Source organism: Leptospiraceae bacterium, assembly GCA_015075105.1.
In the GTDB taxonomy this organism is placed as follows: domain Bacteria; phylum Spirochaetota; class Leptospiria; order Leptospirales; family Leptospiraceae; genus JABWCC01.
This window is the reverse complement of the sequence record JABTUZ010000002.1, coordinates 1,365,627-1,379,238: the sequence shown is the minus strand read 5'-3', so window position 1 is coordinate 1,379,238 and position 13,612 is coordinate 1,365,627. Positions and strand designations below refer to the sequence as shown.

21 protein-coding genes are annotated in these 13,612 nt (G+C 42.2%); 5 read left to right on the top strand and 16 right to left on the bottom strand.

The genetic code is table 11. The features are described 5' to 3' along the window. Positions 1–97 precede the first annotated feature (97 nt). Both HS129_16515 and HS129_16510 read right to left on the bottom strand, forming a co-directional pair. Positions 98–382: a hypothetical protein gene (locus HS129_16515; GenBank protein MBE7413640.1), complete on the bottom strand. Its 285-nt coding sequence runs from the start codon at positions 380–382 to the stop codon at positions 98–100. Beyond that, entirely contained in the window at positions 369–617 is a 249-nt protein-coding gene (locus HS129_16510) for a hypothetical protein (protein ID MBE7413639.1), read from the bottom strand. The genes HS129_16515 and HS129_16510 overlap by 14 nt, the downstream gene beginning before the upstream one ends. Before the next feature lie 109 nt (positions 618–726). On the opposite strand from HS129_16510, the gene HS129_16505 reads away from it, so the two are divergent. The 3 genes from HS129_16505 to HS129_16495 are packed head-to-tail and all read left to right on the top strand — an operon-like array spanning position 727 to position 1,577. Then, positions 727–1,005 (top strand): helix-turn-helix domain-containing protein, encoded by a 279-nt coding sequence (locus tag HS129_16505; GenBank protein MBE7413638.1) that lies wholly within the window; start codon positions 727–729, stop codon positions 1,003–1,005. After that, positions 968–1,186: a helix-turn-helix domain-containing protein gene (locus HS129_16500; protein MBE7413637.1), complete on the top strand. Its 219-nt coding sequence runs from the start codon at positions 968–970 to the stop codon at positions 1,184–1,186. The genes HS129_16505 and HS129_16500 overlap by 38 nt, the downstream gene beginning before the upstream one ends. After that, positions 1,164–1,577 (top strand): DUF1018 domain-containing protein, encoded by a 414-nt coding sequence (locus tag HS129_16495; protein MBE7413636.1) that lies wholly within the window; start codon positions 1,164–1,166, stop codon positions 1,575–1,577. Before HS129_16500 ends, HS129_16495 begins: the two co-directional genes overlap by 23 nt. Positions 1,578–1,583: 6 nt before the next feature. On the opposite strand, the gene HS129_16490 is transcribed toward HS129_16495, so the two are convergent. The 8 genes from HS129_16490 to HS129_16455 form a co-directional block, all read right to left on the bottom strand. Then, positions 1,584–1,895 (bottom strand): hypothetical protein, encoded by a 312-nt coding sequence (locus tag HS129_16490; GenBank protein MBE7413635.1) that lies wholly within the window; start codon positions 1,893–1,895, stop codon positions 1,584–1,586. A gap of 11 nt (positions 1,896–1,906) precedes the next feature. Then, a complete protein-coding gene (locus HS129_16485; protein MBE7413634.1) occupies positions 1,907–2,392 on the bottom strand; it encodes a hypothetical protein in 486 nt (161 codons plus the stop codon). A gap of 104 nt (positions 2,393–2,496) precedes the next feature. Next, complete coding sequence (locus tag HS129_16480; GenBank protein MBE7413633.1) at positions 2,497–3,039, bottom strand: hypothetical protein; 543 nt, start codon at positions 3,037–3,039, stop codon at positions 2,497–2,499. Then, on the bottom strand, positions 3,024–3,374 hold the full coding sequence (locus HS129_16475; protein ID MBE7413632.1) for a hypothetical protein: 351 nt from the start codon (positions 3,372–3,374) through the stop codon (positions 3,024–3,026). The genes HS129_16480 and HS129_16475 overlap by 16 nt, the downstream gene beginning before the upstream one ends. Then, a complete protein-coding gene (locus tag HS129_16470) occupies positions 3,371–3,781 on the bottom strand; it encodes a hypothetical protein (GenBank protein ID MBE7413631.1) in 411 nt (136 codons plus the stop codon). Before HS129_16470 ends, HS129_16475 begins: the two co-directional genes overlap by 4 nt. A 16-nt stretch (positions 3,782–3,797) precedes the next feature. Next, the gene (locus HS129_16465) at positions 3,798–4,745 is read right to left on the bottom strand and encodes a DUF2184 domain-containing protein (protein MBE7413630.1); all 948 of its coding nucleotides are present in this window, start codon (positions 4,743–4,745) and stop codon (positions 3,798–3,800) included. A 16-nt stretch (positions 4,746–4,761) separates the two neighbouring features. After that, positions 4,762–5,256: a hypothetical protein gene (locus HS129_16460; protein MBE7413629.1), complete on the bottom strand. Its 495-nt coding sequence runs from the start codon at positions 5,254–5,256 to the stop codon at positions 4,762–4,764. Continuing rightward, positions 5,256–6,422, bottom strand: coding sequence for a DUF2213 domain-containing protein (locus tag HS129_16455; GenBank protein ID MBE7413628.1), 1,167 nt, complete (start codon positions 6,420–6,422; stop codon positions 5,256–5,258). Before HS129_16455 ends, HS129_16460 begins: the two co-directional genes overlap by 1 nt. Before the next feature lie 92 nt (positions 6,423–6,514). Between HS129_16455 and HS129_16450 the strand changes: the two genes are divergently transcribed. Beyond that, complete coding sequence (locus HS129_16450) at positions 6,515–6,715, top strand: hypothetical protein (protein ID MBE7413627.1); 201 nt, start codon at positions 6,515–6,517, stop codon at positions 6,713–6,715. A 190-nt stretch (positions 6,716–6,905) separates the two neighbouring features. On the opposite strand, the gene HS129_16445 is transcribed toward HS129_16450, so the two are convergent. The 6 genes from HS129_16445 to HS129_16420 form a co-directional block, all read right to left on the bottom strand. Then, positions 6,906–7,109, bottom strand: coding sequence for a hypothetical protein (locus tag HS129_16445; protein ID MBE7413626.1), 204 nt, complete (start codon positions 7,107–7,109; stop codon positions 6,906–6,908). Further along, complete coding sequence (locus HS129_16440) at positions 7,106–8,503, bottom strand: phage head morphogenesis protein (protein MBE7413625.1); 1,398 nt, start codon at positions 8,501–8,503, stop codon at positions 7,106–7,108. The genes HS129_16445 and HS129_16440 overlap by 4 nt, the downstream gene beginning before the upstream one ends. A 55-nt stretch (positions 8,504–8,558) precedes the next feature. Then, positions 8,559–9,920: a DUF1073 domain-containing protein gene (locus HS129_16435; protein MBE7413624.1), complete on the bottom strand. Its 1,362-nt coding sequence runs from the start codon at positions 9,918–9,920 to the stop codon at positions 8,559–8,561. Further along, a complete protein-coding gene (locus HS129_16430; GenBank protein ID MBE7413623.1) occupies positions 9,920–11,353 on the bottom strand; it encodes a terminase in 1,434 nt (477 codons plus the stop codon). The genes HS129_16435 and HS129_16430 overlap by 1 nt, the downstream gene beginning before the upstream one ends. Next, positions 11,343–11,897, bottom strand: coding sequence for a hypothetical protein (locus HS129_16425; GenBank protein MBE7413622.1), 555 nt, complete (start codon positions 11,895–11,897; stop codon positions 11,343–11,345). The genes HS129_16430 and HS129_16425 overlap by 11 nt, the downstream gene beginning before the upstream one ends. 611 nt (positions 11,898–12,508) lie before the next feature. Next, entirely contained in the window at positions 12,509–12,937 is a 429-nt protein-coding gene (locus tag HS129_16420) for a helix-turn-helix transcriptional regulator (GenBank protein ID MBE7413621.1), read from the bottom strand. Between the two features lie 65 nt (positions 12,938–13,002). On the opposite strand from HS129_16420, the gene HS129_16415 reads away from it, so the two are divergent. Then, positions 13,003–13,452 (top strand): hypothetical protein, encoded by a 450-nt coding sequence (locus HS129_16415; GenBank protein MBE7413620.1) that lies wholly within the window; start codon positions 13,003–13,005, stop codon positions 13,450–13,452. The last annotated feature ends 160 nt before the right edge of the window (positions 13,453–13,612 follow it).

The following is a 13,612-nucleotide window of genomic DNA, read 5'->3' as shown; positions in this document are numbered from 1 at the left end:
TCGCAAAAATCGGGGGCTTTCGCCCCGAGTGGTTGCTCTGACAAAGGAGAATCCACGGCGTTTGGCTGACCATCGCGCCGGGTAGAAACAAATAAATTCATGCGAAAACCTCCAGGGTGTGTTTTTTCAGATTGCTCATTTTATAAGATTTTGGAAATACGTTGCACTGAACCGATTTTTCCTCTGTGACGACCTTGGGCAGAATGTGAAGATTGATGTATTCGAGAAGCTCGTTTGCATTGAGCTTTTTCGTTAGAGCCTCCGGAATCCGAGCCCAGCAAATGTCAAAAACGCCCGACGGGTTCAGTCTTTCATTGCGAAGTTCGACCGTGTGGGTGACCATAAACGCATGACGCACTTTTTCTCTTTTAGATCTGTTCATTTCTCTCTTCCCCCAAGTTGTCATCACACCATCGTAAAAAATCTTTTTCGAGACCGAAATCTTTGATGAATGTTTCAAGAATCGCACAACGGCTGAGTAGTTTATCAGCAAGATGTTTGTCGGGGATTTTTTTGTATCCGTAATCATTTCCCGCAAATCCTAATTTCAGATTTATTGCAGTCCGTGCGAATGCGATCCGATCTCGTATTTTCATTTTTCTCTCACTTGTATTCATAGCTTTTGATTACCCTTTTTTGAATCCCGTCTGTATTTTTTTAGTTGACGATTTGACTATCGTAAATTACGATAATTTGTCAACTAAAAATTTTCATGAATTACGAAAAATGAAAGATAGATTAAAAAAAATAATTTTGAGTATAGGAATAACTCAGTCAGAGTTTGCGCAAAAGCTCTGTATTAATATATCTACGATGTCCGAGCTTTTAACTGGAGAAAGATATAAGCGTCTGCCTGACCGTTCGTTGATCGTTCTCAATAAAAACTACAACGTAAATCTAAACTGGCTCCTAACCGGTGAAGGGGAAATGTTTTTATCCAGCACCTGCCCAACCGCCCAAGTGCTGGATGTATCAGGAGGAAAAAATGTCACAGAATCCAAATAAACTGCTCACGCCCGCAGAGGCGGCGCAGGAGCTGAAAGTCAAGCCCCGGACTATCGCAAATTACCGACTGTCGGGAAAACTGCCGTTCGAGATTGTCAACAACCGGAAATACCTCTACCGGCAATCAGACATCGACAAGCTGAAAAGCTACGTTGACGATGAACACCACTACTTCCAGTAAAATCACACCTGCCCAATTGCGGAAAATCTGGGCGAGCGCGCGCGACAAAGGGATAGACTCCGATCTCCTCCACACAATCGTCTATCAAAAAACCGGCAAAGAACACATTTCAGACCTGCATCTAGGCGAGGCAAAACGCGTAATCGACCGGATTTGCGGGCGCAGAAAGCAATCCAAATTCCAGCCAAGCGGCAGAGTCGCCAAGATGAGTTTTGCCCAGAGAACATATCTGGAAAGCTTGATTGGAGAGATCAAAAAAAGAGGCTATGGCTACACCCTCGAAGCGCTTTCTACAAAGGTTGTCCACAAAGCGTATTCGCAAAATCTGACGCGCTACGAAGCGTCGAAAATCATCACTGCCTGTAAAGAAATTTTGGTTAGGGTGGGTTAGAGGGGATTATTTGTATTCTTGCTCTTTTAAGTCATCAATAGATAACTTTACACTACTATATTCTTCCAATCGTATAATCTTCGGAAACAGATGAGTTAAATATTTTTTAGTAAACCCGACCTTGTCTATATCATCAAGGAGGTTGTTACTGAAAGGAAAAGCGGTCACAAATTTAGCTGGATCTGTTTTGTCCTTTATCTGAATAACAAGCCTAAAATCTTTTTTATGATTTAATAACTGTTTTTTGACTTTAATGCCTTTCGATTCAAGATATTCTACAAGATCGGTGGCGAAAATATAATTCTTTCCAGGTGTCATAAGAGAAAATGTTAGATTGCAATTCTCCACTCCTGAATTTTTTCAACGAGAATAATATCCTCTTCAAGCTTTTGGGTTACCATTCTTCTTTTTTTATGTAAATCATAATCTTTAATTTTGGAAATAATTTTATCGATCACTCCACCTTGTTTTCGATAGTATTCCATTTTTAAATTATGGTAATATAATAAGATTGAATCATCCGCCGGGTAGTCCATTAAATGCTCGAATCTTTTCTCTTCTAAGGCACTGGACATGTGTCCCTGAATCATATCCATTAACCGCAATTCAGCCTGAGATTCGACGCTTGCATAAGCAATCAGATCCATATCAAGGCAATGCACATAATAATAGTTATCATTTTTATTGAAAGAATAAAGAACATGCAAATCCCATTTTGGTTTCATATCCGCATGTAAATCAGGAATGTCACATCCTGCCTGATAATATGCTAAAGCAATCGGTTCAAGATTCTCATAAAATTCCGGCTTTTCCATTTTCTTTTCCCTTACAGAATCTTCCTTTTCTATATTTACGGAAGTTTTTTATCTATTTCTTAGACTTTTTAAAAAAAGAAATTTTAGTCAACCGAAATTCACGGTCACTCCTTCACAATCTGCTTCCGGATGGATCTATGAAGCTGAAAGGACTTTTGGAGGGTGCCCTGGCCGGATTTTCCGGCGCTGGTGAGTGGATGATTGCCGGGACCGACTCCGGAAACGATTTTTGATTTTACCGCAGAAACAAGAACATCTGCGGCCGCACTCAGGGCTTTTTCTGGACTCATCGTCGATGAAAGAATTCTCGTGAATGTGTTTTTTACTTTTTCCATTACGGATTCGTCGTGAAAAGTGCTACGAAGAAATGATCTTTCCGGAATTACGATTTTGTCTTTGGATTTCATCCAGATATATATAGGAAATTTTTTCTCATCGATAAGACCTTCTTCGACCATGAGATAATAGAGTTTTGCAATTGCTTTTTTGGATTTGATTACGGCTCCGAATTCATTAGCTCCGGCGTAAATTGCAAGATCGGAATCCGGTTCTGCGGAGACTCCAACAAAGGCTGAGAGATTTTTCAGTTCTTTCAAATCCGAAATGATTTTCGGGAAATTGTCTATGTCTTTTACTGTGACGCCCATATTTTTTTCGCTATGTATTTTGCGAGGTTTGCCTCGAATGTGAAATCGTAAACCTTGTGGATTTCGTAGTTTTCGGAATTGAACGTAAATTTGTCTTTGAGTTTCAATGTCGTACTTCCGATTTCCAGAACCATTTTGTCCTCTGCGGTATAGGAACCCTGCTCGGCGTTTCGTAAATCCTCACCGGATATGGGAATGATAATGAGATTTTTTGTAACTGGGTCGCCTCCGTATTCTTCGTATTCTCCCTGGTAGTATCCTGTGGTCGGGGAGTAAACCTGAACGGGTCTTTGGAGTTGTTTCAGAATCGAAATACTGTTTGCATCGATTATCATAGGATCTGGCTTTTCATTCCGACAATTTTTGCAAGAGCAGTTTTGTAGGCTTTTTCAAAAGAGTTTGCCTCTGTCATGGAGTCTGCGCCGGTTCCGAAAATTTTTTCTGAATCTGATTTCGGCGTACCAAACCCTACGGAAAATGCGCCGGAAATGGAAAAGCTCGAAGGAGAATCAGCAGGAGCGGATGATGTGGAATTTAGCCCTTCCCTCGTTGAAAAATCCTGCTGTAATAGAGCAAGTCCTTTCAACCTTTGAAGATAATCAAATTGAATATGGTCGGCAGAGACACCATCCATCTCCACTTCCCTCCTTGCATCACTTAGAATTCTTTGCAGAAAAGAATCTTCGTGACCGTGATTCGCAGGTAGGTAAGTTTTAAAGTCTGCTAATGGTATCTCTGCCATCGTCTTTAGGGTTCCATTAAATGCCCTTTCCTACATAGATTGCGGATGGGTATCGAATGATCGATCCTCCGAATCTTTCGGATACAAGCATTTTTGTTTCTCCGGTCCAGTCTGTTTCCGGCGTTCCGAGGGTGATGTCCTTCAGAATTGCCAGTTCGATTACTGCCGGGTTGTCGTCGAGAACAAGAAAACAGTTTTTGTTGAGGACGTTATTCGCTCCTTTTAGTGCGTTAGTCGTAATGATCTTCTTGAAGAAAAGACCTTCGCTTTCCAGCCATTTCAGAAGCGTCAATGTTGCCACATCGTTCAACGGTTTCAGCATTCTGTTTTTTGCCTCTGTTGAAAGGACGAGAGTCGTCGCGTTGAAGTGTCCTGAATTCTCAACCTTGGTTTTAGCGGTATGGAGGTCTTTCAGAATTTCGAGCGAGGTTTTATTCTCCCACTTTTTCTTTTCTGTCGCATTCGCGCCTGTCGCACCTTCAGCGACATCCTCTGCCTGGATTCCGGTTTTATTCAGAACTCCCTGAATTTTCAGGGATGAGTCTCCGTTGAAACCGATGAAGTCCTCTTGTTCAGAAACAAATCTTCTCGCAGCATCAATTCTGGACTGATCGAGGGAAAACGCAGGGCCTTTGCCGAGAGAGCGTTTTGCCTGCATTGCCTCGAGTTCGTCTTCGTTGTAGCGGATTCCTGTCGCGATATCAACCGCCGGCTGTGTGGTTCGATCGATTTCCTCACCGACAAACGGAATGTCTTTAACGCGTCCGCCTGCAGCGTGAACTTTCGCTTTGCCTTCGCGTTTGTAGACATCGTAGCCGATTTCTCTTGCAAATCTCGGATAGCTCGGATTGACCCGCGCAATTTGACGAAGAGCAAGCTCTTCATCGAGAGGTTTCAAAAGAACGCTCTCTATATAGAGAAGATCGTTCTTGGTTAAAAATGAATCATGTCTGATTTCTGGCATGTTTTTCTCCTTAAAGTTAATCTGCTATGTACTCAACGCTATCCGGCAGAAATAAAGTTGCGACTCCGGCTGACGTAAGAGTTGACTTAAATTCTGCGCCTTTGAGTTTTGCGGTTTTTCCTGCCTCTGCTGTAGTACAGAAATTTCCGTGAGTTTTAGTTACGTCTGACGCATGGTCTTCAACGCGAATGCGAACTGTAGACAATGGTGTCACGGCTTCCTCAACTTTTACCTGTATGAATCCGGTTTTGGTAATTCCCATCGGATCCCCGTCGAGATACGAGTTGTTGTCCGGGTCTTTTGCGTCTGTAGAAAAATTTGCTACTCCTTTAAAAGGAATTGCAAGCGATTTTAGTGCAAGTCTTGTTTTTCCACCTGAGCCTTCACCTACAGCTTTTCCAAAAGGAATAGTCTCTCCGGAGACTCCGGTCTCAGAGTATTGGTTGGGGTATTCCTGCGGTTGTTTTCCAGCTCCAAGCTCTATTTGTGAATATAGCGGATTTGGTTCCATTATTTTCCTCCTCTCATGTCAAGCCTCGCAGCTCTCAGTTTTTCGATTTCCGCCTCGTCCATCGTGGGAAGGTTCGAAGTTTTTTTATCCATGAAGAATTTTTCTTTTGCAATGTTTACAGATGCGTCAAACGAAACTTTCACGACCTCGTCGTTCCAGTCCTGTTTGATCTCTGCGTTAGGTGTCATCGCTTTGATGACCTGTGTCCTGATCTCTCGATCAGTTAGTCCGTCGTGTTTGAAATCCTTCACGACTGCCTTTGCAGTCTCTACAAGTTTCATTCTTTCGTCTGCACGTTTGGCAATCATAGCCTCATTTGAATCCTGCGGAGGTTTTTGGCTTGCGCTGTCGCCTGACGGATTCAGTTTCTTTTTCAGATCTGTGTTCTCTTTTGTGAGTGCGTCGATCTGAGCTTTCAGCGTTTCGGTTTCGCTTGGCTTTGGAGCGTCTGCGACCGGAGCCTGTGACTGCGACGGATTCAGAGTAGCCGCAAGTTTCTGAAAAAATTGTATTAGCCAGTTTTCTGCGCTTGATCCGGCAGAACCCGGGCTTTCCGGAGGAGTATCTACTCCATCCTTCCTGACCTCTTTTGGTGTAGGCATGTTTGCCTCCTCGTTTGTTTGATAGGATATGTCCGAAGAATCGAGATGCGCTCTCACGTCCGCTCCTCCTCTTCCGTGATCTACATGAGCGATATGATTGATTTTGATATTTCTCTGGATCACATCATACTCCTCGCCGTCAAAAACTCCCGGGGTCTCGTCGATCTCACATTCAAAGCCGATAGACACTTCGCGCTTGTCGCCTTTGCCTAACGTATCGATGAGAGATTTGTCGAATACGGTCTCGGTTGCATTGATGTATTTTTTTTCAATGACCTCGATCGAATCTCCGAGTGAGCCTTTCACATATTTCCGGTAATTTTCGGAATTAAGGAGTCCGTCGTTATCGGAAAGGGGCGGATGGTCTTCGATTACGGGTTTCAGTTTCGCGCTGTCGAGGGTTGCATCGGAAAAAAGTTCTTCGGGAAGTTTTGCTTCACGTCGAATTTTTCCGTTACGAATGTATGGAAATACACCGGTCTTTGCGATTGTTACGCGAGCGCGTAAAAACCCGTCACGGCTTTCCAATACTTCAAGGGTTCCTCTATCGAATCTTACAGACATCGTGAGCGTATTTTACGTCACGTTTTGCAGACTCACAAGGTCAAACTTTCCGATAAAAGGGTGTTGACAAATAGATTTAAAGAGGCAATAATATGCAGATGAAAGAAAATGTTGTGCACTTACCTTGCCCTTATTGTGAAAAAGAATTTGAGGCTAAGTCTGAAGATGTTATCAACGATAATATTCTCACATGTCCGAATTGTAATAATCGAATTGTTTTGCAAGTCGATAGTAAGGACGCAGATCGGAAACTCCAAAAGATAGAAAAAACATTAGACAGTTTTGGAAGTTAAAATTCCTCTTAGTTTCTTCGATAGAAGGATCTTTATTTCTTTCTGCAAAACTTCAATCTGTTTTTGCCTGTCGATAATTTCATTAATAACTGAAAGAGATTTATCGTCGAGTCGATATTTACTTTTACGGTTTTCATGATTGAATCATTGCACGGATTTTTCGTGCCGACAACGTCAAACTTTCCGATAATTATTCGATGTTGTATTTTGCTTTGACGCATGCACCCTGAATCACCTGCATAAAGGAAAGGGCACGTTTTCTTGTGAGGCCGTATTTTTGCTTGAAAAATTGAATGTACTCATCTTCTGTTGGAAAATTATCAGGGTCTTCTATTCGCCTATCAATGTTATCCATTTCTTCTTGCGTTAGTTTCTTTTTGAATAAGGCAATCATTTTAATAGACCTTTTTTCCTGAGATAATTTTCGAACAGAGGAAGGACTTTGTCAAGTTCATTTTTTGTTAAATAATAATTGGCATTGTATCGTTTTGCGAAGTCCATATTGCGTTTATCGATTTCATTGACCAGTGTTCCTTTCTCTTGTTTCAAACTAATAAACTGCTCAAAGATTCTGGCGATCCATTCCGAATCCTTTCTGAATGTATAAATCATATTCATAATATTGTTATTTTGCACCCACAACTTGTTTAGACTCCTGAACGAGTTTGTCTGATGTATTGCGTAGAGCAGTTCCATAGCATCTGGTGTTTCAATTCCTCTGATTGTCGAAACGGAGAGATATTCTTTGTCAAGTTTATGGTATGTCTCATGATAGACAGCCAACTCTAAATACTCAATTCCTGGTTTTATGAATATTTCTCCAGTAAAAGGGTCGTAAAATCCATCTGAATTAAAAAATTCACTATGGGCTTTTGTCATTGGAAGAAAGGCAAATTTCTGCTTATCCGTTGCAGGCGTAATATCAAGCGTTCTATTGACATCGACTATGCCTTTTCGAATTGAGATAGTCTGAAAACTTGAAAAAGTATCATCAATCACAACATCTCCGGCATTCAGACTTTGCTCGGAGCCTGTTGCGGTCCACTCGTCCTTCCAGGGTTTGACGTCCGGTTCGTCGCCGAAGGCTGGTTCTGCCCAGCATCTGCAGTTGTAATCCTCTCCCGGATGAGCTTCTGTTGTGCGTGTTCCGTAGAGCATTTTCGGGCGTTTGTCCCATTTGTGAAATGTGCCTGCGAGTTTGGAGTGCTGGTCTCGTGTGTGATAGCCCGTGATTTTCCAGATATAGCCCGGGATGCCGGATTCTGTTTGTTCGAGTCTTGTGAGAGTCCCGAAAAATTTTCCGGACTGGTCTCGTATCCATGATTCCGCTTTGCTACGGGAAATTCCTCCTCCGAGTTTTTCCAATTCGTCTGCGATGGATCTGAAAGTTTTTCCTTCTCGGAGTCCCTGAAAGATTTTGGACTGGGCATTTGCAAAAAAATCATCCTTTGCCATTCCCGACAATCCGAAATTTGTATTTGTGTATTCATTGACGAGTTCCTGGACCTGACTTGATCTTTCAGCAGAAATAGAAACTGTCGGGAACATCGGTTTGTCGTCAGCGTCATGGGAAGTTTGTTTTGAGGAGACAAGACGCACATTTACAGTTCCGAATCTTTTTTCGAGTTTTTGGGCAATCGCTACATTTGTCCTGGATACAGACCACGATTTCAACAGATCAAATTGTCTTCTGAGACGGTCTTTGAATTTTGCATCACCTTTGTAACCGAGACGAAATTTGTCAAGGTCGCCGGAGATATGCATTTCGTTGGAATTTTTCAGCATCAAAAAAAACGCTTTTGTATAAGCGTCAAATTCGCGCAGAAAAAGTTTTATGTTGCCTTCAACTATTCCGAAGGGAAACATCAGTCTTACCCGGTTGATTTTCTACGGGGGTTGCAGTATTTTCCGGAGGAGTTTCGGGAACCGGAAATAGATTTCCGAATTCGGTATTTCCTTCCACTGCCGGAAATTCCTCAAATTCCTGAAACCGCTTTGTGCGGACATCATTTGGTCCAACGACTCCTCTTGTGAGATAGATGTCGTCGGCTCTCGCCTGATTGAGTTCAATCTCTGATTCTTCTTTTTCGGACAACTGCCAGAGAGGATTGAATGTAAACTCCCAGTCGAGGGAGTTAACGTTTCCGCCGAGCGTCTTGTAAATTTCCCCGTCCTGTTCACGGACGATAAGTCCAATGATCTTTTCGAGAATCGGACGCAGATCATTTTCCTGATCTCTGGCTATATCATCGTAGTAACTACGAAGGTCATACTGACCGGATGCGATGGCTCCTTGAGCCTGTCCCATGAGACGAGATTTTGGAATTCTCGCAAGACCAGAAAGATTATCGAAGATGAATTCGAGAAGGTCTTTAATTCCCTGTCCTCCGAGATTTGTTTCGAGTCGTTTTATTTCTTCGTCGCCTGCAATCGCCATCGTTGACTGAGAGGACATAACAGATCGGATTTTTCTTACGAATTCAGCCATTTCTTTTGGAGGCAAGGTCTCCACTTTCGGACTCTTGAATATTTTAGATCCGGTTTCGTAAAGCATGGTTGTGGTCGAGTGGACAGCCGTATGCTGCGCGATGATCGCGTGCATGATGGTTTCAATAATAGAAATACCAGTCTGTTCTTCCGGCATATAAAAAGGGCATAGCCACGAAAAACGTGAAGAATGAAGGGGATATCCATCAATTCTGATTTCCGGTTTATGGTATTCTGCTTCCAGAGGGCTTTGTTTTCTTTCGGTTATGGTCACTCTGTCGGGACCAAATACGTTTAGATAACTGATTCGGTAAATCGAATCTGGCAGAGTTTCTTTGAGGTTCAAAGATGTCTGCGGAATAGGAGAATTCACCCCGTAAAACAAAAACCCACCTTCAGGATATAAACGTGAAAACCTAATTAAATTTTTAAGTTTATTTTTGACGTTAAGTTCAGTTAGCCTATTTTCAATTATTCTGGAAATATTCAGCTCATCTTTATTGGTTTTAATGGTAATCCATTCTCGCACAGAATCTTCTGCCGGAGCATCGACTATATTTTGTATAAATCCATTCGATTTGTACCAAGACCTACATTCCTCTGAGGATAAATAGGTTGCCCTTGGTCTTAAATGAGTTAGTTTATCTGTATTTGTCCCCATTCCCGTATTAACATCTACCAGGCTATCGTATCTTGTTTGCAGTTTCTGTTTTGACATTATCTAAATATCCTTTCCAATATAGAGTCATAACGATTGAATAGGTTATTTCCACTATTCACGATCTGAGCCAAAAGTCCTGCGAGAGAATCCGGCGCGTCATCATGCGAGGCGAGCTCATTGTATTGCAGGATTTGTTTCAGATAATCCTGATTTACCATTCTGGAAAATTTGAGCCTTCTCCAGTTCAGTTTTACATTGTTCATAATCCGCAAATGTTTTGCGGTCGAGGAATAGATTTCCTTTACATGAAATCCACGATTGCGAAATTCTCTGGCAATCAATGTCTGCGCCTGATTGGACTCGACGTAGAGAGCAGAAACCTTGTATTCTTTCAGATAAAAGGTGACCTTGTCGTAGGTTTCGTCGATTTGTTTACGCCAGATGTCGCCGAATGCAATATAGATCGGAGCCGACTGTGGCTTGTCTGCCTGTTTGTCTATTCCTCCAATGGTTAATGCCGAAAAATCCTTTCCTCCGAAAGCAGGGTCAAGGTACGCAAAGTTTGTAATATTTCCCGGAGGCTCCTCGAACACCGGATCGTCAAACAAACGCTCCTGTGTGTCCATAGGCTCTTGCTGGTAGAGAGAAGAAAAATATTTCTCGCCCATGTCTTTGCGGACGTTGAAAAGAATGTCTGAGGAATAACGTTCGGGCCAGAGAGCTTCTCCTGTTTCGCTTAACGCAGGCAGTTTCAGAATGTTCCACGCGCCTCCGTTTTCTTTTAGGCCTTGCGATTCAATGAGTCTTCCAGCCAGATCGTTTGTAGCCCATCGGGTCATGATGAGAACGATTCTGCCTTTCGGGTATAGTCTTGTAAGCGCGACGGTTCTGTACCAGTCCCAGATATTGTCCTGAATGCGCTCGCTTACTGCCTCTTCGGGATTTTTAATCGGGTCGTCGATGAGTAGAAGATCAGCTCCGCGTCCGGTGATAGGTCCGCCGACACCGGCTCCGATTACCATACCCCCGTCCTCTGTCATCCAGCGTTCACGCGCTCTCGTATCCTGACGGACTTTCAGTTTCGGGAAAATATCCTTGTATTTTTCGGACTCGCAAAGATTTCTCTGATAGCCAGTAAAATCTATAACGAGGTCAGCACCGTACGCAGTAGTGATGATTTCCCGTTTTGGGTGTTTCCCTAAAAACCACGCAGGGAATATTTTTGAGGTAAAAAGACTTTTGCCATGCCTCGGAGGAAGATTTATAATCAGCCGGTCTATCTCTCCCGATTCTACCTGAGTTAATTTTTCTGCAATCTTTTGGATATGTGATGGAGCTTCAAAATCCGGATCGACGTATTTCGCAAAAGCGATTAAATCATTTTCGCCATGAACCTTTCCATAAATTTTCCGGTCGGACGGATCAAGTTTGCCGAATTTCTTGGTCGTCTCCTCTGCGATCGCTTCAAGCAGAATGTTGCTACTCAACAGCTTTCTCCTCTCTACTGAGCAGTCTTTCCGATAGCAGCTTTTTCAATTTTGTCTGATTCTGAGTCAGAGCTTTTCTGATAGAGGGGATTTCCGATAATATGTCGGTGTAAAACTGAATCACATACAACGGATTTTTCAGTTTGTCATCCTTGGATTCCAACTGACGCATGAGCTGGATGAGATTCGTTGCGGAATATATTGCGGCATCTTTCGTGCGAAATTGCAGTGCGTTACTTTTTACATCGTCGAATACTCCACTCAAAATCTGTGAAAGTTCCCCAAGCAGGGTTTCTCTTTCAAGTTTTGCTACTGCAAAAGAATTTTTTCGAATATCTTCGACTACCTGAATTTTCCGGTCTTCCCAAGTGAGCCCGTCCAAGTCCTTCTCGCTCATCCAGGAGCGGATTGTGTTGGAGGTTATTTTGTGACCGGAGGATACCAGATGCGCAGAAAGTTTTTCAGCATTATCAAACTTTCCGGTAATATACAAACTGAACGCAATCGCATACAGAGATTCTTTGTAGTGCCTTTTCTTATCCGACATAAGTCGAATTTAGCACATTTTCAGGTTTTCGGAAAGGTCAAACTTTCCGAAAAAGTGCTTTGAGTTTTTTATGTCGCATCATAGTCTTTCGCATAATATAAAAAAGAATCTGTCCCTCCTGTATAACGTATATCAATTTCCCACAAACCCATTTCGATTTTGAAAATATCGGAAAGTTTGACATTTTCGCGATTACAAAACGTGGTATTCTATCCTTGCAGGTTTTGTGACTATAACAAAACTAAAAAAAGAACACGAGGTCTTGCTGAATGAAATAGCGGAAAACTTGCAGAAAATTAAAAAGCTGCATGAAGAAAATTATGGTTTATCGATGAATTTTTTAGATGACTCCCTTGAAATATAATTACCTCCGGATTAAAAAAAACCGAATCCGGCAAAAAAAATATCTTGTAGATAAAGGAATTTGCCTGTGCTATACGTTACTATACAATTGTAATGTATGCAAACTTGGGGACAGATATGGAAACAGAAAAACTTGTTGTTGAGATTTTATACCACTTTTATGAGCAAACTAGATGGTTCGAGGATGATGAATTCCGGGAGATTGTCGAGGAACGGGCACGAGAGCTGATAGCAGTGATTCGAGCCGCTTAGCGAATAAAGGATTTGAGAATTGCTTTAAGTTGTTGGTATTTGCCAGTTGGGATTTTCAAGACAAGTTTTACAAGCTCAATCGATTCGGGCTTTTTTTTCATTGCTTCAACCGCTTCCCGAAGAGGAATATTTTTTTCTTCAGCAAATCTTGCCTTTCTATCTGCTTCGATTATAGCATGTTTTTCGGCAGTGGTTTTCCCTGTTAATGGAGTCACAGGAAGATACATATCGCCACTTCCTGTTAGTAACCAATTAAGATCGATATTGAGTTCAGATCGTAGTTTGGACATTACATCTACTGGTAATTTTTTAATTCGTCCGCCGACAATTTCCGAGAGCGTAGATTGAGCTATTCCATATCTCTCCGAAAACTCGGTCTGGGTTAGCCCGGATACTTCAATAATTTTTTTCACACGATCTTTCATAATAAATATTCGTAATTTACGAGATTGAACTTGACGAAAATATATCGTAAATTACGATAGTTGTCATGAATTCTATTTTCCTACATAATAACCAGACTAAAGAAAATAATCAAGAACTTTCAGGGTCACTGTATGAGCAAAACAGTGACCCTTTTCTGGCAACCGGAACAGTTGGCGTTCTGTCACCACTTCTCTCCAAGCTTGTTATTCGTGAATATAACTCCACTCATGCCCTCGCGAAAAAACACTCTATAGCCAGAGAAACCATCTCCCGTGTCCTGCACGGGCGCAAGAAATCGAAGCGGGTCGAGGAGATCATCCGCAAGGAATGGGGGATCTCCATCGCAGAGTTTCAGGCGGTCACACGGGACTGGTTAGACCGCAAGGCCAGGGGGCTTTACTATACGGAGGAAGAGATCAAGTCCTTCGCAGATCAGGTCCGCGCCCGCAAGATGGGCAAGTCCGTGGAGGAGCTGCAGGAAATCAGGAATCAAATTTTTGGAGGGATAATATGAGAGAAAGTAAAGTGGAAGAGTCTGTAAAAAGGTCAACTGAAGGACATAGGTCAATGTTGCTTAGAATCAATGAATCAACTAATTCAGGTTTTTTGAATTATCTTTATGTAAAGATAAAAAACCGATTTGGCTGGTATCGCATCCTTTTGAATACCAATCC

What these genes read in the sequence shown, in the direction of transcription:
- HS129_16515 (MBE7413640.1), bottom strand. Translation starts at nt 382, where the DNA reads ATGAACAGATCTAAAAGAGAAAAAGTGCGTCATGCGTTTATGGTCACC.
- HS129_16510 (MBE7413639.1), bottom strand. Translation starts at nt 617, where the DNA reads ATGAATACAAGTGAGAGAAAAATGAAAATACGAGATCGGATCGCATTC.
- HS129_16505 (MBE7413638.1), top strand. Translation starts at nt 727, where the DNA reads ATGAAAGATAGATTAAAAAAAATAATTTTGAGTATAGGAATAACTCAG.
- HS129_16500 (MBE7413637.1), top strand. Translation starts at nt 968, where the DNA reads ATGTATCAGGAGGAAAAAATGTCACAGAATCCAAATAAACTGCTCACG.
- HS129_16495 (MBE7413636.1), top strand. Translation starts at nt 1,164, where the DNA reads ATGAACACCACTACTTCCAGTAAAATCACACCTGCCCAATTGCGGAAA.
- HS129_16490 (MBE7413635.1), bottom strand. Translation starts at nt 1,895, where the DNA reads ATGACACCTGGAAAGAATTATATTTTCGCCACCGATCTTGTAGAATAT.
- HS129_16485 (MBE7413634.1), bottom strand. Translation starts at nt 2,392, where the DNA reads ATGGAAAAGCCGGAATTTTATGAGAATCTTGAACCGATTGCTTTAGCA.
- HS129_16480 (MBE7413633.1), bottom strand. Translation starts at nt 3,039, where the DNA reads ATGGGCGTCACAGTAAAAGACATAGACAATTTCCCGAAAATCATTTCG.
- HS129_16475 (MBE7413632.1), bottom strand. Translation starts at nt 3,374, where the DNA reads ATGATAATCGATGCAAACAGTATTTCGATTCTGAAACAACTCCAAAGA.
- HS129_16470 (MBE7413631.1), bottom strand. Translation starts at nt 3,781, where the DNA reads ATGGCAGAGATACCATTAGCAGACTTTAAAACTTACCTACCTGCGAAT.
- HS129_16465 (MBE7413630.1), bottom strand. Translation starts at nt 4,745, where the DNA reads ATGCCAGAAATCAGACATGATTCATTTTTAACCAAGAACGATCTTCTC.
- HS129_16460 (MBE7413629.1), bottom strand. Translation starts at nt 5,256, where the DNA reads ATGGAACCAAATCCGCTATATTCACAAATAGAGCTTGGAGCTGGAAAA.
- HS129_16455 (MBE7413628.1), bottom strand. Translation starts at nt 6,422, where the DNA reads ATGTCTGTAAGATTCGATAGAGGAACCCTTGAAGTATTGGAAAGCCGT.
- HS129_16450 (MBE7413627.1), top strand. Translation starts at nt 6,515, where the DNA reads ATGCAGATGAAAGAAAATGTTGTGCACTTACCTTGCCCTTATTGTGAA.
- HS129_16445 (MBE7413626.1), bottom strand. Translation starts at nt 7,109, where the DNA reads ATGATTGCCTTATTCAAAAAGAAACTAACGCAAGAAGAAATGGATAAC.
- HS129_16435 (MBE7413624.1), bottom strand. Translation starts at nt 9,920, where the DNA reads ATGTCAAAACAGAAACTGCAAACAAGATACGATAGCCTGGTAGATGTT.
- HS129_16425 (MBE7413622.1), bottom strand. Translation starts at nt 11,897, where the DNA reads ATGTCGGATAAGAAAAGGCACTACAAAGAATCTCTGTATGCGATTGCG.
- HS129_16420 (MBE7413621.1), bottom strand. Translation starts at nt 12,937, where the DNA reads ATGAAAGATCGTGTGAAAAAAATTATTGAAGTATCCGGGCTAACCCAG.
- HS129_16415 (MBE7413620.1), top strand. Translation starts at nt 13,003, where the DNA reads ATGAATTCTATTTTCCTACATAATAACCAGACTAAAGAAAATAATCAA.